Here is a 25,153-nt window from a genome sequence, read left to right on the forward strand (position 1 = left end):
GAAAAGCTAGATTATTAAAATCCAGCTTTTTTGATTTTTAAAATTTAAAGTAGAACAAAACTCCTTTATCAGTATTCTTAACACCATATTCAAAGTGATGTAAATCTAATATTGCTTTACATATTGCTAATCCTAAACCCGTTCCCTCTTCATTTCTCGCTTTATCGACTTTATGGAAAGTTAACCAGATTTTTTCAACTTCATCATTTGGAATCTGTGCTCCTTCATTTTCAACCTCAAAACAATGTTCATCCAAATGTACATATACACTCTTGCCATCTTCTGTATATCTAAGCGCATTACTAATAAAGTTATTAATGACCATTTCAATCTTAAAGTGATCAGCATGTATTGTTGCTGAATCTAATTCGGCATTCAAATGTATGTTTTTCTTCTCTAATAAATAGGCCATTGAATCTAAACTTTCATCCACAATATCAAGTAAATCAACATCTTCCATTGTTAATGATATATTTTGAGATTCTAACTTTGATAAATCCAGCATTGCTAAAACAAGTTCATTAATACGTTTAGCTTCATTTTGAATGATATCAATATATTCATTTCGTTTCTTTTCATCTTGTTCAAGTTCTACAAGTTCACTAAAACCATTAATAATTCCTAATGGTGTCTTAATTTCATGTGTAAAATTAGATACAAAATCTTTTCTTACACCTTCTAATTGAGTAACACGTTCAATTTCCTGATGTAAATTACTAATAGTCTTTTCCAGTTCTTTACTCATTATATCTATGCTACGTGCCAGATCACCTAATTCATCATGCCTTGTCATATCAATAGGATAATCAAACTCCTTACGAGCAATATGTTTTGCAGTTGTTTCAATACGACGAATTGGACGTACAATCATATAGGCTATAGATAAACAAATTAAAATAATTAATATAAATGCTAGAAAATATGTTGACGAATTATCAACCATAAATTGTTGTAAAGATTTCATGGTTAAATCAGTATATTCTTGTGTGACAAAGATATATCCTGCTGAAAGTAAATCTAACGATTCTTCTGTTGTATAGTCTAAACTTTGATTTGCATCTACGAGTAACGACCAGTCTTCTAATCGCATCATGACTGTAGAATAATATTTGCCATTGTATTCATATGGTGATAAAAGATAGTAATTAGAATAATCATTACCTGCAGAATGAAACTCTTTTCCAGAACTTTTAAATTTTTTAAAATTTCTTTGAATTTGATATTGTAACCCGTTCATAGCATTTTGATAGTCTACTACCAAAGCAGACTGCTTTTCTTCAAATTCTTTTGAACTATCTTGTTTTTCAGTCTGTTTTTGTATCTTCATTGTTCCAGATGCTGATGAAAAGAAGACAATTTCTTTATTATAACTTGTATAAGCACTTACTGTTCCTTGAAAGGTTTGGGTTTTTCCTTTGACATCTCCTGTATAAATAATTTCATCATTATAGACAAGGTTTTTAACTTGGATATCATTAAAACTCGCTTCTCCCTCTTCTGGCTGATGATCAAGTTTCACCTCTATTGAAATATTCCCCACTTCCTTTTGATGTTCAATTAAAAAATTTTCAATAGAATTGAGATCTTTTTTTGGCAATGATGTCAGATTAAAATAAAGAGGCCATGATTGGGAACCATAATATTCATCAGCGAAAATACACAACGTAGGACTTGAGACACCTTCCCTTGATGTCGAAACAATTTTCCCCTGACTATCAACTAAACATTTGATTTTCGTATTATCACCAGATAATGCACTGCTATATATTGATTGAAATGCATCTGATGTAATATCAACTTTATTCACAGCTACTGTTTCAATATAGGATTTAGCAAACTTATCTAAATTTCTCACAGTGACTTCAGCATCGGTTTCTAAAGTATTCTTTATATATCGATCAATTCCTAATCGAATTTCATTTCCTAAAACCACTGCAAAAGCTAAAAAAACAATACCAGAAATCTTAAGAATTAAGCTAAAACTTATTTTTTTCATTAGCTTCTACTCCTTTGGATCAAACATATATCCTATCTTCACAACGGTTTGAATATATGATGATGCTTCTAATAATTTCTTTCTTAGTTTTTTGACATATGTATCAACAATTCTCTGGTCCCCATAGTAATCATAACCCCAAACATGATCTAACAATTGATCTCTAGATAAAATTTTTCTCTTATTCTCTATAAAATAAATCAAAATCAAATATTCTTTATGTGATAATTGAATCTCAACGTCATTAACAAAGACTTCATGAGTATCTTCATCAATATGAATCATACCTACATCTAATGATTCATTTCCTTTATTCAATCTTTTCAAAAGAGCATTGCATTTCGCATACAACAATGAAGGAGTAAATGGTTTAGATATAAAATCATCAGCACCCAATTCATATCCTTTTAATTTATTCTCATCTTCACTTAATGCACTAATAAACAAAATAGGTATATCACTCTTTTGTCTAATTAATTTACAAACTTCATATCCATCAATTCCAGGCATCATAATATCTAACAATACAATATCATATGTTTCATCCAACAATGATAAAGCCTCATATCCATCACTTGCCTCTACTACGGCAGCACCTTGTTTACTAAAATACTCTACAATAAATAAACGAATTAATTTTTCATCTTCTACTAACAATACCTTCATCTATGACACCTCATTCCCTTTTCATTATAATATAAATTTGTGAAAAAATTATGTAAATAACAAAGAAAAGATGATTTCCTTTAAAGAAATCATCTTTTCACCCCTAGGAATCTACTCCTTCTTTTAAAATAATAGAAATATTTTTTTGACGAAGATTCTTCATTTTTATAAATAAGACAATAATATATAAACTATAACAAACTATAATATATCCTAATATTCTTAAATAATTTATATCTTGATGAAGAAAAACAAACAAGATTATCCATATACACATAAGAAATGGAATGATAATAACTAAATATTTTAATTTTTCTGTAAAATAATTTTTTTTAATCTCAGACATTGGAACTCCTACTGCATGAAGAATTGACAAACTTGTTAAATTTTTTGTTACATCTTTCCATGTTATATAAATAATATAGATAATGGTCACAATTCCTAAGATAATTTGAATTATCATAAACATGAATTGATACAAGCTCTTTTGACCGAGATTATCTTGTTGCTCTGAGAAAATAGAATGTTGAATTGAAAAATCATTATTTTTTATTAATGATTGAAAATAATGTTCTACATCTGTTCCACACTGAAGTTCATAAAAATCACTATTTTGCATTAAATAATCATATTGTGTAGGAAATTCAACTGTAAACTTCTTTTCTTTTAGATAACTATTGACTCCATTATAAGAGTAATAGATTTGCTTTAAATCATTAACATCTTCCTGAACAATATTAATAATTTGAAACTGAATTGTATATTGACTTTGTCCTAATTGATAGTTTAAATCTAATTTATAATTGATAAGTTCTTGGTCAGTTAGTTGAAATTGATTTTTGAGAATATCTGCTACATTTTGATTAATAAGAATTTCATTTTGTTTTAGGTGAATATGGGAAACACTATCATCTACACTTTGAGGATAAATATTTATTTTAACAAGTTTATTCTTTATGGGAACAGAACTAAATTCGAGAATAGGCCTTTTCGCCTGACTATATCTATTCAAAATATCCGAATTATGACCATAAGTTTTTACATAAATACTATTCTTATTAACCGCTATACCATCTTTGTTTTCAACAAAGAGATTTGTTCCTATTTGGTTAATAGTCAGTTGCATTAAAATTAAAAGACTCATAAAGATTGTTTGCAACATGGTTCTTTTATGTATAATCTTATGTATAATCTGTCTTGTTTTATGGGAATTAACATTAGAATTATTTTTTATTATTCTCATTGTCTTCATTTGATGATGTTGATCTTTAAGATAAAGTTGATAATCTTTGAGTTCATAATGATAATCATAATAATTTTTTAATAATAAAGTTTCATGAGATGCAACAATAACAACATGATCATGAGAAAGCTTTTTTAAAAGATTCAAAACTCGTTCTTTATTATCTATATCTAATGATTCAGTTGGTTCATCACAAATAATAATCTGTGGCTGACAAAATAACGCTCTTGCTATTCCAACTCTTTGCCTTTGCCCTTGTGATAATTCTTTAGGATACCTGCTTAATAAGTCTGTAATATTCAGTTGCTGTAAAATATCTGTGCAATACTCATTTTCATCATGTATCATTATGATATTTTCTTGAACTGTCAATTCATCTATAAGTTCATAGTTTTGAAAAATACATGCTATAGATACATCTGAATCTATACATCTCTCTCCATTATCAACATCTTCATATCCGGCTAATATATTTAAAAGTGTAGATTTCCCACTTCCACTACTCCCAGATATAAAATAGAAACCACAGTATGAAAAATTAAAATTAAGATTTTGAAAAAGGACATGCTTATCAAATGTTTTATGAATGTTTTTGAGTTCTAAATGCATATAATCCCCCTTCAATAATTACTATAAAAATTAGCGCTACACTGGTAGATAAAAGATAATTAAATATGTTATATTCAACGAAAGAAGCAAAACCAAGTGTATTTACGAATTGATTAAATATTTGGCATAAATATGGTAGCATTAACATTTGCAATCCAATAACTGTTACAAATAATAAAATTAGATACCCAAAAATATAAAATATTGGAGAATACCCATAACTCCTCATCACTTTTTCTTCTTTTATATAACGTTTACGACAAGCCAATATCATTCCCACTTCAATTATAAGTAATCCTATACATACCAAACTACTAAAGAGATAGAAATAAGCAGGATTCTGATACTCTTGAGACTCTGTTAAAAAAGAGTTATTATAAGGAATAAAGGAACTTTCTCTTCCAACAATTGTTTTGTTTATATCATTAGCCACTTTTTCTGCATTATATTGTGGGTCAATTAAAAAATAAACATAAATGTATTTTAACTTATCTGGGATCATTTGATAGGCTTCCTCAATCCACTCATCTAAAGCTCCTTCTTTAAAGTAAATCTGATTTTCATTCTTATTTTCTGTATAACTGATTCCACTTATTTGTACTTTTGTTTCTTCGCCACCAAAATAAGAAAAAGGCATTTCCTTTCCTATTAATTGTTTATAACTATCTAATTGATATTCTTTAGTCAATGCTGCGGCCACTTCTAAAGAAACAATAATCTCATTATTATGAACAGGCTTATACCCATATTGTAGTGATATTTCATATCGATCATAGAGTTGATATGGAACAACCTCAGTATTTTTTTTATTGCCTATTTTAAAAATATCAAATGCAGGGGCATTCGAAAAACTATTATCTTTAAAACCTTCATAATTTCTAAAATCAAATGTCAGAACAAAATCTTTTGGAAAATCCCCATTAGGATGAGAAGAATTAGCTTGATCAAGAATTCTACAAAAATCATCATAATCAGCAAAAGGAACTTCACCAGTTTCTTGATAAATTCTATCACCTTCTATAACAGCTTCTTTAATATCATCAATTGTCATCTCAGGTGTAAAAGAACCATTTGATAATGAATAGTTTTGAGGAGTCCAGCCATAACGGTAACCAATAACCTGACTAATATTATCTTTAACCAATTGAAGCGTCTTTTTATCATAAATATCATAATAGAGATAACTACCATCTTCTTCTACTCTATCATCAACACCTCTATACTTATTATTATCTTCATGAGGTTGAGTAATAATAAGATTTTCTGAATTACGCCATTTATTTTTTTCAATGACTGCTTCTCTCGTCGATGAAAACAGTGAAGTACAAACAAATGCTATTATTAAAATTAGAAAAATCAAACAGAATTTTGATATAAGTTCAACTGGATGACATTTTAAACTTTTTATTAAGAATCTTAACCTTTGATTATTACTTTTACTAATATCTGATATTTTATTAATTATCAATTGTTCTTTTTCATTAACAACCTTATCATTGACAACCTTTCCTTTTTTCATAGTAATAATACGGTCAGCATATTTTTCTATTAACGCCACCTCATGTGTAACTATAATAACACTTTTGTCTTGAGATATAGTTTGTAAAATCTCCATAATTATCTCAGCATTTTCATAATCTAATGAAGCAGTTGGTTCATCACAAATTAAATAATCACTTTCTACTAGTAATGATCGTATAATTTGTATACGCTTCTTTTGCCCAACGGATAACTTCTTAACCTTTTGATGAACAAACTCTTTCATATGAAATTTTTCTAACCACTCATCAATAAGTTGACGATTATTATTAACAATCAATAAATTGTCTATAACTTTCATTGATTCCATTAAAAGAATATCTTGTTCAACAACTTCAATTTTACCATCTCTTTCAATATGACCTGTAAAGTCATTATCTTTACCAGATATAATATGAAGTAACGATGTTTTTCCACATCCACTTTGTCCAACAATGAATATCATACCTTTTTCTTGAATATATAAATTGATATTATTTAGAGCTTGAATATCCTCGTTGTGATTATGATAAGTTTTATTAATTGATTCTAGTAACATTATATTTCACCCACCTTTTATTTTTATCAGACTATGCTCTATACTCAAACTTAACAATAAAAACCATATATTTAGTTTGAATATATTGATTAATTCATATCCATATATGAACTAAAATAATCAAACATATTATACCATTTTTTAATAATCTTTCTCTGTCAATAATATTTAGCCTTATTGAGAATAACTTCCTCAAAGATTATTTACGTTCTATTTTTGTTAACAATAATCGTGGATTATATTTCTATGCATTTGAATAATTTAATTATAATATTTTCAACATCACTAAGTCATATCATAACTAATTAATGATTAATTTTATACAAAACTTCATCAAAATATTGAACATTCACAATGAGTATTACCTTATATTATTATAATAAATACATTTCATTATTTTTGCAATGATTTTCCCCTAACCGTTAAATTATAAATATTACTTATTTATAAGTATAATATTTTGACTAATAAATTTAGATTATTTATATAAATTTTATTTAATCAAATGTTTAAATATTTTAAATTGAATAAATATTTATCATCATCTCTAAAATCTTTGAGAAAAATTAATTTTAAATTAAATAAACATTAAATTTATTTATCTTACTATAAATAATTAAAAACAATCACTTCTATTAAGGTTATTACTCAAAAATCTGTAACTAAAAATAAAAGATTCCAATGTTGTTTCAAAATTAGTAATAAATAAAAAAAGCCACTTCTATTGAAATGACTCTCATAATTTCTTCATATAACCTTCATCATCATAATAATATGATTCATCAAATTTAACAAAATGAAGTCTGCGTAATAATTTTTTTGAACGAACATTATCATTATAAACATAACAAAGTACTTTTTTAAATTTCTGTTCATTTTTCATATAATCACAAAATGCTGTGACAATTTCTGTTGCATATCCTTGTGACCAATAAGCACTATCAAGTGTATATCCCAATACAAAAATTTTTCTATTCACAACTTCTACAAATAAATCACCTATCATTTTATTTTCTTCTTTCAATACAAATGATAAATGATAATCTGTTTTTGGTTGATTCATAGTTTTTATTAACTGACATTGTTGAATACGACGTTTGGCATCATCTTGTGAATAACTAGTCCAGGATTGATATTGTGCCACTTCAGGCTTACTTCGATATTCACTCATACGCAATGCATCTGCTTCTTCTAAATATCTTAAATATAATCTTTCTGTTTCTAGTATCATATGTTGTCCTTTAATTTAAGTGATAGTATATAAATAACATGCGATCTTTTCCATTGATATCTTTAATAATCTCATAGGGAATATTTGGAAAATAATGCTCAACAGCTTGACACATTAATTCTCGTTGATCAAAGCCCATCTCAAATGCTAATAGAGCACGATCCTTGATAACACTTTGAACTTTTGAGAAGATTTTTCTATAGAAGTATAAACCATCATTACCTCCAAATAAGGCAACATGTGGTTCATTATCTTTCACAACACTCTCAATATCTTGCTCTACTGGAATATATGGTGGATTAGATACAAATATGTCCACTTTCATTTCTCTATCTATCAATGGTTCTAACATATCTCCTTGATAAAATTCAATATTTGCCCCTAATTCCTGTGCATTCAAACGGGCAACCTCTAAAGCTTCTTTACTAATATCAGTTGCAACGACATTGAGTTTACTTTCTTCCAACGCTAAAGAAATCGCAATAGCACCCGAACCGGTTCCAACATCACATAAATCAATAGATTCATAATCTTCAAAATAATCATCTATCTTATAAAGAATATTCTCTACCAATTCTTCAGTTTCATAACGTGGAATTAAGACATCTTCATTGACAATAAAATCTCTTGAAAAAAATGTTTCTTTTCCTTTAATATATTGAATAGGTTCTCCATCCATATATCTCTTTATACCAGCCTGAAAAGCTTGATATAATTCATCTTCAACTTCTTCATCCATCATTAGGTACAATTGATGGGGTTCTTTATTTGCCAAATGATAAAATAATACCTTAGCAACATTACAATCTTTATTTGTATCATCCAGCATAGTTTCACTTTCTCGAAGCAATTCTCTTATCGTCATTACTCTTCTTCTCCAAGTAATTTCAATCGTTGATCCTCATTAATTAATGCATCGATCACATCATCTAACTTACCTTCCATAATACGGTCTAATTGTTGAATTGTTAAACCAATACGATGATCAGTCACACGATTTTGTGGATAATTATAAGTTCTAATTTTCTCACTTCTATCTCCACTACCGATTTTACTACGACGCTCACTTCCTAATGCTTCTTCCTGTTCACGTTGAACCATTTCATAAACTCTTGCACGAAGAGCACGCATTGCTTTATCTTTATTGTCATGTTGACTACGACCATCCTGACTTGATGCAACAATTCCAGTTGGTAAATGGGTAATACGGACTGCTGAATCCGTTTTATTAATATGTTGTCCTCCAGCTCCAGATGCTCGATATGTATCAATTCTGAGATCACCTGGATTAATCTCTACATCAACCTCTTCTGCTTCAGGCATAACAAGGACTGTCGCAGTAGATGTATGAACTCGTCCCTGTGTTTCTGTCTTGGGAACACGTTGAACACGATGTGAACCAGATTCAAACTTTAGTTTAGAATAAACACCTTCACCTTTCACCATGAATGAAACTAAAGAAAACCCTCCTGCTTCAGATTCTTGTGTCTCCATGACTTCAACCTTCCATCCTTGTGATTCTGCATACTTGACATACATTCTATATAAATCACCAGCAAATATATTTCCTTCATCTCCACCAGCAGCACCACGCACTTCCACAATAACATTCTTATTATCATTTGGATCCTTAGGAATTAATTCTAAGTGAAGCTTTTCTTCTAAATGAGGTTTCTTTTCTTCCAATTCACTTAATTCTAATTCTGCCATTTCTTTAATTTCAGGATCATTTTCTTTCATTAATTCTTTTGCTTCTTCAATACCACTTAAAACTTTCTTATATTCTTGATACAATTGATATGCAGTTTCAAGTGATGCTTGTTCTTTTGAAGCTTCTGTCATCTTATGAATATCACTAGCAATGCTTGGATCCATTAAGATTTCATTTAATTCTTCATATCTTCTTGCGATTGTTTCCAATCTTTCTATCATATTATTCATACTCTAACCTCCAAACCCTTTCCATTATAATATAAACTTATAAAATAAGCAAAATAATATTGGTATATTCTTTGTTTTTTTGATTGACAGAAAATGATTGTTTTTTTATACTACATTTAAAGGAATTGGAGGATAGACAATGAAAAAAGCAGTAATATTTGATATGGATGGTTTAATGATAAATAGTGAGAGAGTCACTTTTGAAGGTTATCAATTGGTGATGAGGAAATTAGGTTTATCAATAAGTGAAGACTTTTATAAACAGTTATTAGGAAAGACGCTTCCAACGGCATATCAAATTTTTTATAATGAATATGGGGATGACTTTCCCATGGAGCAAGTCTTAAATGACGTTCATCAATATATGGCTGACTTGTTTGATCAGGAAGGTGTCCCATTAAAAAAAGGATTATTAGAACTTTTGATATATTTGAAAGAAAATAACTATAAGACTATAGTGGCAACATCGAGTACTCGTAAAAGAGTTGATCATATTTTAGGCTTGGCAGATATCATCAAGTATTTTGATGATTCTATCTGTGGTGATGAGGTGACTCATGGAAAACCTCATCCTGAGGTATTTTTGCGTGCTTGTGAGAAATTAGGAGTGAATCCTAGTGATGCTATTGTTTTAGAAGATAGTGAAGCAGGAATTCAAGCAGCATATAGTGGAAATATTGATGTCATTTGTATACCAGATATGAAATACCCTGAACAAGAATTTGAGAAAATGACAACAAAGATTCTCGATTCTTTAGATCAAGTGATAGATTTCTTAACATGTTCTTAAGATGTTCACATCAATCATGTAATATAATGATGTATGAGGTGATCTTATGAATGTGATAAAAAAAGGATTTATGATGATAGGTGTCGTTATTGTGGTGGCTGTTGTTTTGATTGCTGGTAGTAATGTTTATGTATATGCAACAACTAAAAAACAAGTCAATGCATCATTGGAAGATGCCGATTGTATATTGGTCCTAGGTGCAGGAGTGAGAAACAATAAACCCACACCTATGCTTAATGATAGACTTGAAGTAGCTATTCAATTATATAAAGATGGAAAAGCCTCAAAAATCATTATGTCTGGTGATCATGGTCAAGAAGATTATAATGAAGTTGGTATTATGAAAACATTTGCGATTGAAAATGGTGTTCCTTCTTCCGCTATTTTTATGGATCATGCTGGTTTTTCAACATATGAAAGCCTATACCGTGCCAAAGAAATTTTCAAAGCTAAAAAGGTGATTATTGTCACTCAGGACTACCACCTTTATCGTGCTTTATACATAGGTAATCAATTAGGGATTGAGGCTGTTGGTGTTCCTGCTAATCCTCGTTCATATTCTGGTCAAACAATGCGTGATTTAAGAGAAGTGGCAGCTCGCGTTAAAGATGTTGTCGCATGCATCTATAAACCAGAACCAACATATCTTGGTGATGCATTTCCTGTCAGTGGAAATGGTGATGACACCAATGATGTAGCATTTTAAAGTTCTTTCGTAAAATTATAATGATTTTTTAAATACCCATGTGCTTCATAGAAGTGATGGGCTTTTTTTCTATATGTTGATGTTGAAATTTCTAACTCAACCAAACCTTTTTCTTTGGCAATTTTTTCAACATGTCTAAGCAAACGATCTCCAACACGTAGACCTCGATATTCTGGCATAACCACCAATTCTACAATCTCACCTGTAGCACCATGATGGTGTAAATATTGATGAATATATAAACTTATAAATCCAATAATCTTTTTTTCATAAAAATAAACATAAAACTTAACATGTGGACTTTTTAAGCCCTGATTATAGACATCTCTAAAATGTTCTTGATTGATTTGTTCTTGTTCTAACTCACATATTAATGAATAAATATCTTTTAAATCTTCTTCCTTTGCTTCTTGAACCATACTCTCACCTCATCTTTATTATACTAACTTTGTTCAAAACAGACAGATATTCAGCAAAAATTGAAAAAAGGATAGAAATATCTATCCTAAATCTTCACCATTTGTTTGAATAACTTTTTGATACCAATAGAATGACTCTTTTCTTCTTCTAGAAAAATCTCCAGTTCCATCATCATATCTTTCTACGAAGATAAATCCATATCTTTTTGCCATCTCACCAGTAGAAGCTGATACTAAGTCAATACATCCCCAAGGTGTATATCCTCTTAAATCAACACCATCTAATACAGCTTCATGCATTTGTTCAATATGACTTCTCAAATAATCAATACGATAATCATCTTTGACTTGGCCGTCTTCTTCAATCTTATCATAAGCACCTAAACCATTTTCTACAACAAAGATTGGTAATTCATAGCGATCCCAAATTTCATTTAATGAATAACGTAAACCTTCTGGATCAATTTGCCAACCCCAATCACTTGCTTTTAAATATGGATTTGGAACTCCACCTAAAATATTTCCTTTTCCTGCCTTTTGTTTTTCTGGATCAGCAGTTTGACAATTTGACATATAGTAAGAACATGTATAGAAATCAACTGGCCCAGCTGCTAAGATTTCATCATCCCCTGGCTCCATATGTATTGTAATATTATTTTCTTTAAAATATCTATTCATATAGTTTGGATATTTTCCACGACATTGAACATCACTACAGAACCAGTTCATAATATGATTCTTTTGCTGATTTTCAATTTGATCTGATGGCTGACATGTTAACCCATAACTTGTTGCCATAATTTGCATACATCCAACTTGATAATTTGGATCAATCTCATGAGCCATTTTCACAGCCAAAGCACTTGCTAAAAACTGATGATGTAAACCTTGGAAACGATTGTTAGGAACATCTATTTGATCCATAAAATCCATTGGTTTAATTTCATTGAGAATTCCTTGTCCTAAAAATGCTCCCATAGCAGTTGTCGCTGAATTGATTTCATTAAAAGTTAACCAATATTTCACTTTCCCCTTGTATCTTGTAAAGATTGCTTTACAGAAATTCAAATAACAATCAATCATTCTGCGATCAGTCCATGAATTCCATTTCTTTGTTAAATGAAAAGGCACTTCATAGTGAGAAATTGTCACTAATGGTTCAATATTATATTTTAAACATTCATCTATTAAATCCTCATAGAACTTTAATCCTGCTTCATTAGGTTCAGATTCATCTCCATTTGGGAATATTCTTGTCCAAGCAATAGAAAAACGATACATCTTAAAGCCCATTTCTGCAAACAATGCAATATCTTCTTTAAATCTATGATAATGATCAATTGCATCATGTGATGGATAAAATGTTCCTTCTTCTAAAACTGGCGTAATTCTTTTGCTTGTTGTGGCAGTACCACCTGTACAAATATCAGGACAAGAGATACCTTTACCACCTTCTTGCCAACCACCTTCTAATTGGTTCGCAGCTGTTGCTCCACCCCAATAAAATCCTTTTGGAAAACTCATATTTCATTCCTCCTTTTATTTCTATTTCATTATAATGAAAGAATTCATTTTTTCATAACAATTTTCAGAAGATGAAATCAATTTTCATATTTTAAAAATGTTGTTTTCTCTTCGACTTTATTCTACAATAAATATGGTGATAAAAATGAGAAAGAGAATTATTTACATAGTTGCAGTTATGTTTCTAACAGGATGTCAAACAGCAGAAGCTCCACAACAAGATATTACACCACAAACACAAACAGTACATTGTACTTTTGTAGGTGATTTATTATATGAACAACCATATTATGATTGGATTGAGAAAGATTCACAGGATAAGGGTTATTACGATCTTGTAAAACCATTTTTTCAAAAAGATGATTTATCAATTGCTAACTTAGAAACTCCTATTGGTGGAACTGAATTAAAAATATCTGGTGTTGGTTATTCGTTTAATGCATCTCGTGAAATCGGTGAGCAAGTTGCGTCTCTAGGCTTAGAAGTCGTCTCTACTGCGAATAATCATGCAAATGATCGTGGTAACAAAGGAATTGATAATACATTAAAGTTTCTCAAAGAAAAAGATATTATATCTGTAGGAACTTATGAAAACCAAGATGATCGTAATAAGGGACGTTATCAAACGATTAATGGCATTCGTTTTGGTTATGTTTCTTATACATATGCAACAAATCAGATTGTACAAGATAAGAATCGTTCAAAAGTTGGATTATTCAATCGACCAAGCGATAGAAAATTCACATCTGAATATAAAACAATTCTCAAAAAAGAAGTAGAAGAAACACGTAAAAATTGTGATGTCCTTATTGCAATGATGCATTGGGGAACAGAATTTACATATGATATAAATAATCAACAAAAAGAACTTTCTAAGTATTTAAGTGATTTGGGTGTAGATATTATTATTGGAAATCATCCACATTGCTCACAAACAATGGAATGGATTAATAACAATCGAACACTCTGTATGTATTCATTGGGAAATTTTGTATCAGCTGATCATATTGTTGATCGTACTCATCAAGAATTTAAGAATGCTTATAATGTCTCAATGATGGTAACACTTGATGTAGTAGAACAGAATAATCAAATATCTATTCGAAATATTGACTACATACCTATCATTAACTACTATGATAGACAGCTAAAAAACTTTAAACTTATACCTTATGACCAATATTCAGAAGAACTTGAAAAATCACACTATCACTATAAAAATGGATTCACAAAGAAGTGGATTCAAAAAACATATCAAAAACTTATCCCTAATTCACTTGAAAATCATGAATTAAATAAATAGAAACCCTAGTTTACTGGGGTTTCTATTGTTAGTGATTATATAATAATTTATAAAATTCAGGAAGTAAATCTTCAAGTAAGTCTTGATATCCACAATAGTTTTCTTGTATATAAACACTTCTCATTCTTTTACATCCACCATGACAAATTTGAGAAAATTTACACTTTTCACATAATGAAGGAATTGAATTCTCTATTCTAGAAAAATCTGAAAAGAGTTTATTTTTTGACATTTCTTTAAAATCTAATTCCTTTATATTTCCTAATTGATATTCATCTAATGCATAAAAGTCACATGGATAGACTGAACCATTGGCTTCAATAATAAAGTTAGGTTGACATTGACCTATAAATCCACATGTCATTGGTGGTTGTTTTTGTAGTAATGCCAATATATCTTCAAATAGTGTGATATGAATATATTTATGAGAGTAATAATCTTTCATCCACAATTTAAAGAGCTTTTTATAAAAATTTGAAAACAAATGACTATCTAATGCATATTGATTTAAATAATTCAAATCATTGAGACAAGGTATAAATTGAACATATTCAAAATTTTGTTTTTTATATAAATGATATAATTTCTGTGGGTGTTTAGCAAGCTGATTGGTAAGAACTGTTAATATATTAAAATCAATTTTATTCTTTTTTAATAAATTAATTGATTTCATAACAAGAGAAAAAGAGGCATGATTATCTATTGTTCTTAAAGAATCATGATTTTCTTTATAGCCATCTAACGATACACCAACTAAGAATTTATATCTAATAAATAAATCACACCATTGCTGATGAAGCTTTAAAGCATTTGTTTGTATAAGATATTGTATTTTTTGTGATGATAATTTCGTATTTATCACTTTCTGACAAAAATATTCAAAGAATTCAATTCCTGCTAAAGTTGGTTCTCCTCCTTGAAATCCAAAAGTAATGAATCCATTTTCACCAGCAAATGAGCAGGCTTTTTCTATCAATACATCAACAGTCTCTCTTTGCATCATTTTAACTTCATATTCTTTTCTATGATTGGCAACATCTTTATAAAAACAATACCTACAATCCATTTGACATAAAGATGAAGCTGGTTTAATTAATAGATTCACAGATTTCAAGACACTTCCTCCAATCTCATAAATATTGATATATTAGTTTTTCTCTAATCCTAGGCGTTCATATTCCTCATCTGGTGCATCAATAGATTTCATCATATGAATCATGGCATTCTGTAACCTATTTCGAATTTTCTTATCCTCAATTTGAACTTCAGTATCTCTTACATCAAACAAAAGATCACCAAATAAATCTGATTTTAAATAAGTCTTTCCTTTCATTTTCAAATAAGGAACTCCTTGACTCATTTTGTTACCTTTTTCTAATTTCATTGTTTGTAAAACTTCATTTTGGAAAAAGCCACGCATCTGAGTTGGCATTAATGTACATTCTACATATGGTTGATTCGCTTCATTACAACTGGCTTTCATGAATACATATTCACCATCAGTAATATTGACATGGCCACCATGAATACCAAATAAGGCATAGTCATGAATACATTTATCATCTGTAACAACTGGCAATAAAGATTTTCCCTCCATATTTTCTGGTATGTCGATCTCAAAATAATCAAGTAATGTTGGAGCAATATCAATAGTTTGACACAGAGCTTGTCTTCTCCCAACAGATTGATGAGGAACATGTATATAAAAAGGTGTATGAATAACTTCTTGATGCATTGGCCAGAAATTCTTTCCTAAGTAATTATGTTCTCCTAGTAAGAATCCATGATCCGTGTTCACAATCAGCATTGTATCATCCCACATATTGTACTTATCCATCATATCCAGAACTTTTCCAAGATAAACATCACACATTGTCATTAAAGAGGCATACTCCTTTCTTAATGCAACGATATCCAAATCATCATCAACTGGCATATAGGCAGGCCAATTTAAATTGATTTCTTGAGGAAGGTCATACATTTTACGATATTTGTCAGGAACATAAAAAGGCTCATGTGGATCAAATGATTCAATTGTTAAAAACCAATTATCATTTTGTCTATGTTCTTCAATAAACTCTAATCCAGCTATAAATGTTTTGACTGATGACATATCTTGTTCTTTTTGCTGAGCAGATTTATTTGCTATATGTTGAGTCAATGATATTCCTTTTTTACCATATTTTGATGTTTCTATATCTGGAACATTGAGACGTGGTTTCCAGCGATCTCCTTCCTGTCCTCTAAATCCTTCCCAAGAAGCATATCTATTATGATAAGTACAACCTCCATCCTCAAAATAATGTGAATGATCTGTACAAAGATGTGTATAAATTCCAGCCTTCCCTAATGCTTCAATCACTGAAAAATCAAACGGCTCTAATGGCCCCCAACTTCTATGTAAAAAATTATATTTTCCAGTGTGAATTTCTCGTCTTGCTGGCATACATGGCATACTTCCTCCATAGAATCGATCCATGACACAACATTTTTCTTCCAGTCTTTTAAAATTTGGTGTATGGCACCAATCATTTCCATAAGTTGAAAGATAGTTTCTCGTTAATGTATCAAACATAACCATAATTGCTTTCATACTTATTCTCCTCGTATAATATATTTTGTAAAGATGACTAGTCATCTTTACAAGTTTATTTCAATATTGGATTTTCCTAAGTTATAATAGAGTTACTAGTCACTCTATTATTGGAATTTATTCTAATTCTCCTTGAAGTATCTTCATGATATCTTCTATAGAAAGTCTGTTTCTCAACTTTAGAATGTCTCTGCTTACCGAATGTTGTTTGTTCAATACTTTTGTGATACGTAGCCTTTGATCTGTATTGTTCTATTCTTATGGCGAGGTCGCATCATGTCTAAAGAACGGAGGTCTTTCCAATATTTTGTTTCTAGTTTTATCTTTTTTGAAAGGTGGTGATCCCATGAACACTCTCTTTGTAGGTATTGATGTTTCAACCAAAAATAATCAAGTCTGTGCTGTTAACTTTAATCAGGATGTTTTCTTTAATCTCTCTTTTCCAAATAACCCTGATGGATGTGATCTTCTCATTACATCTGTCTTGGCTTTTGTTGATAAAGAAAAGTTCGATTCCATCATCATCGTTACTGAATCAACTTCTATATATGACTATCATATTTGTGCTTATCTTTCATCTCAGCTTTCGATTGTCGGCACTTCTGTCATCATATATTCTGTTAATGCCAAATCCATTGCCAATTATAAGAAGTCTTATATTGAAATGGAAAAAACTGATCTGGGTGATGCTTTTTTGATTGCAGATTTTGCTCGTGTTGGTCGCTGTAAAAAGCTTCGTCCCTTTAAAGCTGCTCAACATATCGCTCTTAAACGTCTCACTCGTGAACGTTATCATTTAGCTGAGCAGCTTATTAGAGAAAAGAATTACGTTCTCAACAATATCTATTTAAAGGTTTCTGGTCTTATGACCCTTCCTCATAAGGATTTGCCTTTCAGTGATAATTTTTCTGCTTCCAACACGAAATTTTTAACTGATTATGCTTCCCCTTTTGATTTGGCTGAAAAACCTTTGGATGAAATCATTGAATATTTCAAATCTGCTTCTCAAAACAGATGTGATGATTATGGTAAAATTGCTTCTCTTTTTGATAAAGCGATTCGTTCTTCCTATAGACTTGATAAAACTGCATATGACCCTATAACTATCTCAATTACTGCTTCTATCAACCTGATTCAATGCATTGAATCTCAAATCAAGATGGTTGATAAGGCCATTGAGAAGGAAATGAAAGGTCTTTATCCTAACGGATATCAATCTCTGATGTCTATAACAGGTATCGGACCTGTCTTTGCAGCAGGTATACTTTCTGAAATTGGTGATATTTCCTATTTCAAAAGTGATGCTTCATTGGCTAAATATGCCGGTTTCCATTGGAAGAAGAATGACTCGGGCAATTTTATTGCTGATGAAAAACATTCAGCGAATTCATGTAATAAATATTTAAAATATTACATAACTCAATCCACACAGATGTCAGTGATGCATGGCTTTGATTATACGACTTCTTTTTATCGTAAGAAGTATAACGAAGCCTCTACACACAAGCATCGTAGAGCACTCGTCCTTACATCAAGAAAACTAGTTCGTTTAATTTATGTCTTGCTACGTGACAGTAAATTATACGTTTCTGTGTCTCATGACACAGTCATTGAGTAATTTGTCAATTTCATAAATTTTTTCATACTTCTTTTTAGTGTACTCTTTTTTAGATGATGGTTTTTGATTTATCTAAAAAAGATTTTATTTATTTTCTTGACATTTTACCGAATGACTTTCTTTAGGAGTTTTACTGTTTCTCTTTCAATAATGACTTCTTTTAAATTCTTGAATCTCTCTTCATATTTTTGTTCTACTACAGAAGTGTCATTTTTTAATATTGCAGCTACTAAATAATCAACCGCATAATGATAAGATAATGTTTCATCATTAGAACCCAAAGTACTTAAAGCTGGCGTCACTATTTTTGACTGTAATAAATTTGTTCCACCAATAATAGAGACATCATCTGGAACTTTAATGCCATGAGCATTTAAACACAACAGACCACCAATTGCTATATCATCATTAGCATAAACAATTGAATCTATATCACCTTGACGAATATATTCTATCATTGTTTTTGTAACCTCATAACCGGCTTCATAAGTACTTGCTTCTGCATAAAACATTTTATTTTCATCAATACAAATATGGGCATTATCTAATGATTGTAAATAATTTTCTAATCTTCTAATTGAGCCTAATGTATCTAAAGCACCTAATACCAATGCAATTTTATGAAATCCATGTGAAATAAAATATTCTGTAATTGTACATGTTTTATTAAATTTTGGTAAAGATGTGACATAGTCTCCCTTGATTTCTCTTCCCATGACAACGATTGGAAAGTCAGGTGAAGCGTATTGAAGTATAAAATCATCATCAATATTCATTGTATAAATAATGGCACCAGCAGCACGATGCTCAGAAATATATTTTTTAGCTGTATGATCATGTTTTAAATATGTTGTTGTAATGAGCAAATCAAAATTATGATAAGCAACTCTTCTTTGAATAAAATCAATCACCTTAGAAAAGAATGGTCTAGATGCGTCTTCAACAACAAGCAAAATAAGCTGAGAATGTCCTTGTTGTAAATCAACAGCAAGTCCATTCTTCACATATCCTAACTCTTTTGCAGCATTAAGAACGAGAGTTCTTGTTTCTTCTTTAATTTTAGAATTTCCATTTAAAGCCATGGAAACAGTTGATACTCCTAAATTTAATTTTTTTGCGATATCTTTAATTGTTACCATATAATCACCTAATTTCTCTAGTAATAGTCATTATATCATAACTCTTTTTATTTATCCTCTTTTTTATTCATCTATACTTGCATTTTCTTCTTTTAAAAGTTGTTTATCATACATTTTGACAAATGGGAAGAGAATCACAACGTCTACAGCAAACATAATCAACCACATGAATATTGTTTTCACGTCTCCTGTTGATAAAAATAGATTTAAAATGCCTGGACAAGTAAATGGTAAACTTATATAAATACTTCCCACAATGCCTGAATCCATTAATAAATAGGCAGCGGTACACATAATGACATTACATATCATAATAGGTAATGCTAAGAGAACGTTCATAACAATTGGTACACCAAATGTTAATGGTTCATTAATGTTAAATAAATCTGGAACCAACGCAAGTTTACGTAATGACTTTAACTGTGCTGATTTTGCGACTAAAAAGAACACTAACATCATAGCTGGATAAGACATCCAGTTCCCAAATATCGTCATAAATGCACCTGCCAAAGGTGTTGGAGATCCTTGACCAGTCATAATAAATTGCGCATTAATGGCTAAATTAGCAGTTGTAATAGGTGTGAGAACTGATCCAACCAAATTGTTTCCATGAATCCCCATAAACCAAAATAAACTCAATAATATACTAATCATAATGACTGATGGTAATGAGCCAGATGCTGATAAAAGTGGTTGAATAATTGCATAAATTAATTTACAAAGATTTGAATCCATCACATTCAAACTGATAATATTTAAAACTAAGAAAAGTAATGTAGAGATTGTAAATGGAATTAATGCCTCAAAAGGTGCAGAAACATTAGGTGGTACTTGCTCTGGTAATTTGATTTTAAAATTTTTCACTTTACAAAATCTATAGATCTCACAAACAACAAATGCAACAATTATTGCATAGAACATACCTACACCACCTAAGTTACCACAAGAAATAATAGTTCCTAGTGTTTTATCAGTGAAGGGTGCAGCAGAAGTTAAAAAGAAAATAAATAGTGAACAAAATCCAGCTGCTAATTTATCAATTGCATAATCTTTTGCTAATTCATAAGCGACTCCAAAAGCAACATAAACAGCAATAAAGTTAATTGTCAAATTAAATACTGGCAATAAGACACCACCATTCGCTGTTGCCCAAGCTTTCCATGACAATAAGAAAGAATAAAAGAAATTCGTTGGTTCCAATGTTGATGGTACAGGTGGTTGTGCTAATAAACAAAAGATACCACCAACAATCATAAACGGAATTGTAAACATCATTGCATTTTTAACAGCAGTTAGATGTTTATTATTATTCAATGCGTTTGAAATGGGTAATAATAAGTTTGTCAATTTTTCAGTTAATGCTTCCATATAAATTCCTCCCTAATTATTTTGAAACGTTTCACAATTATAATATACACACTCTGTAATCGTTTGTCAATTTATTTTGAAACGTTTCAACATATTTTTAAAAAAATAACATCTTTTGATGTTATTTCCTTATCGTTTGAATAGCAATACACCCAGGTCCACCTTGAGTAATAAATGCTGGAGATAAATCGTATATTTCAATAGCAACATTTTCAAAGACAGCTCGGATTTGTTCCATTGCTGATTTCGCTTGTTCAAGCACTCCTGCATGTGAAATATAAATTTTATAATTTTCGTTAATTCCATTATCCTGAAAGTATTTAATAATTTCTTTAATAGCACTTTTGAATGTTTTTTTCATGGCAAATTTTTCAAGTCTTTTTGCATCCTTAGTTTTTGTCATAATAGGAGTAATACGTAACATACCACCAACAGTTGCAGCCAATGGAGTTAATCTACCACCTCTTTTTAAGAAACCAAAATCTTGTGGAATTAAAAATGAAACTTCACCTGCAATACTTTTATAGAGTTCTTTCTTGATATCTTCTAATGAAAGTCCTTCATCCCTTAAACGGACAGCTTTTTCTACTAAATATCTTTGCGGTCCACATAAAGTCATAGAATTCATGACATGTATATGCTCTGGATGATCCATACTTTCTTTAACTCCCAATGTACTCTGATAAGTTCCAGATAACCCATCTGCCATATTAATGACAAGAAGTTCTTCATCTGGATACTTTTCAAACACTTCCATTGTCACTCCTATTGCAGGTTGTGATGATGTAGGAACATGTCCTTGTTTCACTATTTCAATAAATTCTGAACTTTGAATGTCCACATATTCTTGATAGTTTTTATGATCTACCATAACATTTAGGGGTAATACATCAATACCAATCTTTTTTCCTTCTTCAGGTGAGTATAATGAACCTGTATCTGTAATAATTTTCATAATCTATCTCCTCATATTCTTCCTCTTATGTATACGTTACCAAATCTGTCGGATAATGTCAATATTAATATAGTTTTGATTACTACATAGAGTAGAGGTAATCCCTTTTAATGATATGTAATTATTAACGTGACTTTAAATAAAAACTTATTATACTTTCACCAATAAATAAGTATACTAGGATATATGATAAGTGAAGAATCTTATGAGATTGTCAAATATACATTTGTATGAACATAAAAATTATGATTAATATATATATAATATCATATTATTATTTATATTATTTTTGTTGTGTGTTATTATTTAGATAAGAGAGGTGAATGTTATGTTAACATTTATAAGAAAGGTTTACCATAACAGAAAGAAAGAATATCATTTACTACTTATCATTCTTATATTTCTTTCTGCATTTGAGTTTAGTTTTCTGGCAATGTATGATGCTTTTACACATTTTGAGTTTCCGATTGAAACAAGAGCATCACTCAATGCTATACCCGCTTTACCTGCATTCATTGCCTTTATTTTGAGTGCTTTTGTCACAAAATATTTCATTATCAATAAAAAACAAGAATTTTCTATTCTCTTATTATCAGGAAGGTCACCTAAAGATTTATTTACTTACCTTATGATTCAATTTGGAGGTCTCACTGCTATAGCCTTTCTTATTGGAATTGCTTTAGGAAATGGTATTATGTATATCATTAATTATACATTATCAGGAACATCATCAGTTCAGATGAACTACCAGGTACCGACAGTTATTCTTTATAACTTCTGTTTTGTTATTTTCACACTTCTTGTTATTCTTGCAATAAGTGCACATCAATTTGTACGTTTAGACACTGATCTTGCAAAATATGTTTCTCATAAATCTGTTTTAGCTAAACCACCATATAAACCTCAAATGAGTGCAATTCATAAAAAGAAGACACCTATTTTTTCAATCATTATTTCCTGTTTTATTGTCTTTTTAACAGTGCAATCGTTATTTCAATTAATGAATTCTGATTTATCATTTCAAAATCTCTTAATGTCATTTGTTTATGCATTAGCTGGCATTATTTTAATAGTTAATACAACGATTCCACTTATATATGATTTAATGCATAATTCAATACTATTAAAACACCCTATTTTGATGAATGGTCTATCACATTTCAGTGAATTTTCAAGAGTTATGGCAACATTAATGAATTTAAATGTCTGTATTATTCCTATTATTATCTTCTTATTATTTTTCTCATCATATAACCCTGTAGTTGCAGCCATTGTTTTTCCATGTTTTTTGATGACAATTATCATGATTGGTTTATGTTTTCTACTCCGATTCACTATATATGATCATGAACAAAGAATGCCATTAGCCACTTATTATGCTATTGGTTATAGTCCCCAAAAATTAAAATTAATTTTAATCATTAAGAATTTGCTTTTTCTGATATTAGTTATAATTATTCCATTTCTTTTTTTAGGTGAACTCTTATATAAGTCATATTTAGAAAATTTATTAAGTATTTCAACAATTATAGGCATTGCTGTTTCTTATTTCTGTATTTATATGGCTATTATGATATATATTTTTATAAAAGAAAGAATAACTTTAAAGGAGGTTACGAATAATGTCAAATATCTTAATAGAGGCCAATAATATTACAAAGGTTTATGACCCAGATATATTTTTGAAACGTGGTAAAAATATTTATGCATTAGATAATGTAAATTTTGTTTTAGATGAAGGTGATTTTATTTGTATTATGGGACCTTCTGGTTCTGGAAAAAGCACACTTCTTAATTGTTTATCTACACTTGATAAAATATCAAGTGGAAGTATCAGAATCATGAACAAGGATATTTCAACACTTAATAAAAATGAATTATGTCAATTTAGATATGAGTATTTAGGTTTTGTATTTCAGGATCATAATCTCATTTCCTATCTTTCAGTTTTTGACAATATTGCATCACCTGCAATGTTGGCTAAAGAAAATCCAAAAACACTTCAAAATAGAGTTGTTGAAATTGCTCGAGACTTAGAAATAGAAGATTTACTTGATAAATTCCCTAATGAATGTTCAGGTGGAGAATGTCAAAGAATTGCTATTGCCCGTGCATTAATTAATCAACCTAAAATTCTTGTTTGTGATGAACCAACTGGTAATCTAGACTCCAAGAACTCGCATAAAGTTCTCAAAATTTTATCTCATTTAAATCAAACTGGGACAACGATTCTTCTTGTTACTCATGATGCAATGATCGCAAGCTATGCAAAGACAATGATGTATCTTTATGATGGTGGTATTCAAACAGTCATTCATAAACATCAAGATACTCAGATTGAATTCTTTAAAAATATTAATAGTATTACTACACAAGATAGCTTATTAAAAGAATTTTCTCAAGATGTTTTGCCAGAAAATGATTTACAAGAAACTTATGAAGAAGATGCAATTCCAGCAATAGCTATTCAGGATACAAAAAAAGAATTTGTTTCTCGTCAAAGTTTTTATATTATTATAGATGGTCAACCTTATGATAAAGATCGTGAAAGACATAATACACCTCTTCATATCAATGGAACAATTGTGAGATATCGCAATCAAAAAAATGATGATATCCAATTTGATTTATCTTCAGTACAAGAAATCAGTCTTAATTTAAAAGCACGCTTTGTCAACTTTGGATTATTTAGTCAATATACATTTTCAGTATTGGTTGATCTTAAAACTGCTGAAGGTACGTATTTATGGAAAGCCAAAAATCAGGATGATTTCATAAACATTATTCAATATTTTCATCAATTACAGATTCCTATTGATGATCCTAGAAAAATCGAAGAAGCTTACAAGAAATATCCAAAAGAATATGAACGTACTAAATACTTTCAAAGAACTCATAAAGATTTAATAAAGTATGGTGAAGCAGAAAGTATTAATGGTGTATCTGCAACTAAATTTAAATAATACCTTTAGAAA

The 25,153-nt window shown here is 29.8% G+C and carries 20 protein-coding genes; 6 read left to right on the forward strand and 14 right to left on the reverse strand.

Annotated features, from left to right (window positions below; all coding sequences use genetic code 11):
* Positions 1 to 37: 37 nt before the first annotated feature.
* The 7 genes from GQF29_RS06745 to prfA form a co-directional block, all read right to left on the reverse strand.
* Positions 38 to 1,996: a sensor histidine kinase gene (locus GQF29_RS06745; protein WP_008789291.1), complete on the reverse strand. Its 1,959-nt coding sequence runs from the start codon at positions 1,994 to 1,996 to the stop codon at positions 38 to 40.
* Between the two features lie 6 nt (positions 1,997 to 2,002).
* Positions 2,003 to 2,662, reverse strand: coding sequence for a response regulator transcription factor (locus GQF29_RS06750; RefSeq protein ID WP_008789290.1), 660 nt, complete (start codon positions 2,660 to 2,662; stop codon positions 2,003 to 2,005).
* Between the two features lie 103 nt (positions 2,663 to 2,765).
* The gene (locus tag GQF29_RS06755) at positions 2,766 to 4,514 is read right to left on the reverse strand and encodes an ATP-binding cassette domain-containing protein (protein WP_008789289.1); all 1,749 of its coding nucleotides are present in this window, start codon (positions 4,512 to 4,514) and stop codon (positions 2,766 to 2,768) included.
* Complete coding sequence (locus tag GQF29_RS06760; protein ID WP_008789288.1) at positions 4,486 to 6,591, reverse strand: ATP-binding cassette domain-containing protein; 2,106 nt, start codon at positions 6,589 to 6,591, stop codon at positions 4,486 to 4,488. The genes GQF29_RS06755 and GQF29_RS06760 overlap by 29 nt, the downstream gene beginning before the upstream one ends.
* A gap of 736 nt (positions 6,592 to 7,327) precedes the next feature.
* On the reverse strand, positions 7,328 to 7,822 hold the full coding sequence (locus tag GQF29_RS06765; protein ID WP_008789287.1) for a GNAT family N-acetyltransferase: 495 nt from the start codon (positions 7,820 to 7,822) through the stop codon (positions 7,328 to 7,330).
* A gap of 10 nt (positions 7,823 to 7,832) precedes the next feature.
* Entirely contained in the window at positions 7,833 to 8,687 is an 855-nt protein-coding gene (gene prmC / locus GQF29_RS06770) for a peptide chain release factor N(5)-glutamine methyltransferase (RefSeq protein ID WP_008789286.1), read from the reverse strand.
* Positions 8,687 to 9,763 carry a peptide chain release factor 1 gene (gene prfA / locus GQF29_RS06775; RefSeq protein WP_054689511.1) on the reverse strand — a complete coding sequence of 359 codons (1,077 nt, stop codon included), beginning with the start codon at positions 9,761 to 9,763 and terminating at the stop codon, positions 8,687 to 8,689. The genes prmC and prfA overlap by 1 nt, the downstream gene beginning before the upstream one ends.
* A 139-nt stretch (positions 9,764 to 9,902) precedes the next feature.
* On the opposite strand from prfA, the gene GQF29_RS06780 reads away from it, so the two are divergent.
* On the forward strand, positions 9,903 to 10,553 hold the full coding sequence (locus tag GQF29_RS06780) for an HAD family hydrolase (protein ID WP_008789284.1): 651 nt from the start codon (positions 9,903 to 9,905) through the stop codon (positions 10,551 to 10,553).
* 46 nt (positions 10,554 to 10,599) lie between these two features.
* Positions 10,600 to 11,259: a SanA/YdcF family protein gene (locus tag GQF29_RS06785; protein ID WP_008789283.1), complete on the forward strand. Its 660-nt coding sequence runs from the start codon at positions 10,600 to 10,602 to the stop codon at positions 11,257 to 11,259.
* Here the strand turns inward: GQF29_RS06785 and GQF29_RS06790 are convergent.
* Together GQF29_RS06790 and GQF29_RS06795 are read right to left on the reverse strand one after the other, a co-directional pair.
* Positions 11,256 to 11,678 carry a GNAT family N-acetyltransferase gene (locus GQF29_RS06790; RefSeq protein ID WP_008789282.1) on the reverse strand — a complete coding sequence of 141 codons (423 nt, stop codon included), beginning with the start codon at positions 11,676 to 11,678 and terminating at the stop codon, positions 11,256 to 11,258. The genes GQF29_RS06785 and GQF29_RS06790 overlap by 4 nt on opposite strands.
* A gap of 81 nt (positions 11,679 to 11,759) precedes the next feature.
* Entirely contained in the window at positions 11,760 to 13,202 is a 1,443-nt protein-coding gene (locus tag GQF29_RS06795; RefSeq protein ID WP_008789281.1) for a glycoside hydrolase family 1 protein, read from the reverse strand.
* Positions 13,203 to 13,347: 145 nt separating this feature from the next.
* Between GQF29_RS06795 and GQF29_RS06800 the strand changes: the two genes are divergently transcribed.
* The gene (locus tag GQF29_RS06800) at positions 13,348 to 14,505 is read left to right on the forward strand and encodes a CapA family protein (protein ID WP_017144056.1); all 1,158 of its coding nucleotides are present in this window, start codon (positions 13,348 to 13,350) and stop codon (positions 14,503 to 14,505) included.
* 28 nt (positions 14,506 to 14,533) lie between these two features.
* On the opposite strand, the gene GQF29_RS06805 is transcribed toward GQF29_RS06800, so the two are convergent.
* Both GQF29_RS06805 and GQF29_RS06810 read right to left on the reverse strand, forming a co-directional pair.
* Positions 14,534 to 15,610, reverse strand: coding sequence for a radical SAM/SPASM domain-containing protein (locus tag GQF29_RS06805; RefSeq protein WP_237713659.1), 1,077 nt, complete (start codon positions 15,608 to 15,610; stop codon positions 14,534 to 14,536).
* Positions 15,611 to 15,652: 42 nt separating this feature from the next.
* Complete coding sequence (locus GQF29_RS06810) at positions 15,653 to 17,098, reverse strand: sulfatase (RefSeq protein ID WP_008789278.1); 1,446 nt, start codon at positions 17,096 to 17,098, stop codon at positions 15,653 to 15,655.
* Positions 17,099 to 17,444: 346 nt separating this feature from the next.
* Between GQF29_RS06810 and GQF29_RS06815 the strand changes: the two genes are divergently transcribed.
* Complete coding sequence (locus tag GQF29_RS06815) at positions 17,445 to 18,716, forward strand: IS110 family RNA-guided transposase (RefSeq protein ID WP_008790900.1); 1,272 nt, start codon at positions 17,445 to 17,447, stop codon at positions 18,714 to 18,716.
* A gap of 104 nt (positions 18,717 to 18,820) precedes the next feature.
* Here GQF29_RS06815 and GQF29_RS06820 read toward each other — a convergent pair whose 3' ends face one another.
* From GQF29_RS06820 to GQF29_RS06830, 3 genes are all read right to left on the reverse strand, one after another.
* Positions 18,821 to 19,855 (reverse strand): LacI family DNA-binding transcriptional regulator, encoded by a 1,035-nt coding sequence (locus tag GQF29_RS06820; RefSeq protein ID WP_008789276.1) that lies wholly within the window; start codon positions 19,853 to 19,855, stop codon positions 18,821 to 18,823.
* Positions 19,856 to 19,918: 63 nt separating this feature from the next.
* Complete coding sequence (locus tag GQF29_RS06825; protein WP_008789275.1) at positions 19,919 to 21,223, reverse strand: PTS sugar transporter subunit IIC; 1,305 nt, start codon at positions 21,221 to 21,223, stop codon at positions 19,919 to 19,921.
* Positions 21,224 to 21,344: 121 nt separating this feature from the next.
* Positions 21,345 to 22,178: a DegV family protein gene (locus tag GQF29_RS06830; RefSeq protein WP_008789274.1), complete on the reverse strand. Its 834-nt coding sequence runs from the start codon at positions 22,176 to 22,178 to the stop codon at positions 21,345 to 21,347.
* Between the two features lie 328 nt (positions 22,179 to 22,506).
* Here GQF29_RS06830 and GQF29_RS06835 point away from each other — a divergent pair, with 328 nt between their 5' ends.
* Both GQF29_RS06835 and GQF29_RS06840 read left to right on the forward strand, forming a co-directional pair.
* Positions 22,507 to 23,829 (forward strand): FtsX-like permease family protein, encoded by a 1,323-nt coding sequence (locus tag GQF29_RS06835; protein WP_008789273.1) that lies wholly within the window; start codon positions 22,507 to 22,509, stop codon positions 23,827 to 23,829.
* Positions 23,801 to 25,141, forward strand: coding sequence for an ABC transporter ATP-binding protein (locus GQF29_RS06840; protein ID WP_008789272.1), 1,341 nt, complete (start codon positions 23,801 to 23,803; stop codon positions 25,139 to 25,141). The genes GQF29_RS06835 and GQF29_RS06840 overlap by 29 nt, the downstream gene beginning before the upstream one ends.
* The last annotated feature ends 12 nt before the right edge of the window (positions 25,142 to 25,153 follow it).

Origin of the sequence: Coprobacillus cateniformis (assembly GCF_009767585.1) — a bacterium.
Lineage (GTDB): Bacteria > Bacillota_I > Bacilli_A > Erysipelotrichales > Coprobacillaceae > Coprobacillus > Coprobacillus cateniformis.

Bases quoted from the DNA above. Each gene is read 5' to 3' on its own strand.
- GQF29_RS06785 (WP_008789283.1), top strand. From the start codon at position 10,600: ATGAATGTGATAAAAAAAGGATTTATGATGATAGGTGTCGTTATTGTG.
- GQF29_RS06840 (WP_008789272.1), top strand. From the start codon at position 23,801: ATGTCAAATATCTTAATAGAGGCCAATAATATTACAAAGGTTTATGAC.
- GQF29_RS06745 (WP_008789291.1), bottom strand. From the start codon at position 1,996: ATGAAAAAAATAAGTTTTAGCTTAATTCTTAAGATTTCTGGTATTGTT.
- GQF29_RS06755 (WP_008789289.1), bottom strand. From the start codon at position 4,514: ATGCATTTAGAACTCAAAAACATTCATAAAACATTTGATAAGCATGTC.
- GQF29_RS06760 (WP_008789288.1), bottom strand. From the start codon at position 6,591: ATGTTACTAGAATCAATTAATAAAACTTATCATAATCACAACGAGGAT.
- GQF29_RS06810 (WP_008789278.1), bottom strand. From the start codon at position 17,098: ATGAAAGCAATTATGGTTATGTTTGATACATTAACGAGAAACTATCTT.
- GQF29_RS06780 (WP_008789284.1), top strand. From the start codon at position 9,903: ATGAAAAAAGCAGTAATATTTGATATGGATGGTTTAATGATAAATAGT.
- GQF29_RS06835 (WP_008789273.1), top strand. From the start codon at position 22,507: ATGTTAACATTTATAAGAAAGGTTTACCATAACAGAAAGAAAGAATAT.
- prfA (WP_054689511.1), bottom strand. From the start codon at position 9,763: ATGAATAATATGATAGAAAGATTGGAAACAATCGCAAGAAGATATGAA.
- GQF29_RS06830 (WP_008789274.1), bottom strand. From the start codon at position 22,178: ATGAAAATTATTACAGATACAGGTTCATTATACTCACCTGAAGAAGGA.
- GQF29_RS06800 (WP_017144056.1), top strand. From the start codon at position 13,348: ATGAGAAAGAGAATTATTTACATAGTTGCAGTTATGTTTCTAACAGGA.
- GQF29_RS06795 (WP_008789281.1), bottom strand. From the start codon at position 13,202: ATGAGTTTTCCAAAAGGATTTTATTGGGGTGGAGCAACAGCTGCGAAC.
- GQF29_RS06820 (WP_008789276.1), bottom strand. From the start codon at position 19,855: ATGGTAACAATTAAAGATATCGCAAAAAAATTAAATTTAGGAGTATCA.
- GQF29_RS06750 (WP_008789290.1), bottom strand. From the start codon at position 2,662: ATGAAGGTATTGTTAGTAGAAGATGAAAAATTAATTCGTTTATTTATT.
- GQF29_RS06765 (WP_008789287.1), bottom strand. From the start codon at position 7,822: ATGATACTAGAAACAGAAAGATTATATTTAAGATATTTAGAAGAAGCA.
- GQF29_RS06825 (WP_008789275.1), bottom strand. From the start codon at position 21,223: ATGGAAGCATTAACTGAAAAATTGACAAACTTATTATTACCCATTTCA.
- GQF29_RS06790 (WP_008789282.1), bottom strand. From the start codon at position 11,678: ATGGTTCAAGAAGCAAAGGAAGAAGATTTAAAAGATATTTATTCATTA.
- GQF29_RS06815 (WP_008790900.1), top strand. From the start codon at position 17,445: ATGAACACTCTCTTTGTAGGTATTGATGTTTCAACCAAAAATAATCAA.
- prmC (WP_008789286.1), bottom strand. From the start codon at position 8,687: ATGACGATAAGAGAATTGCTTCGAGAAAGTGAAACTATGCTGGATGAT.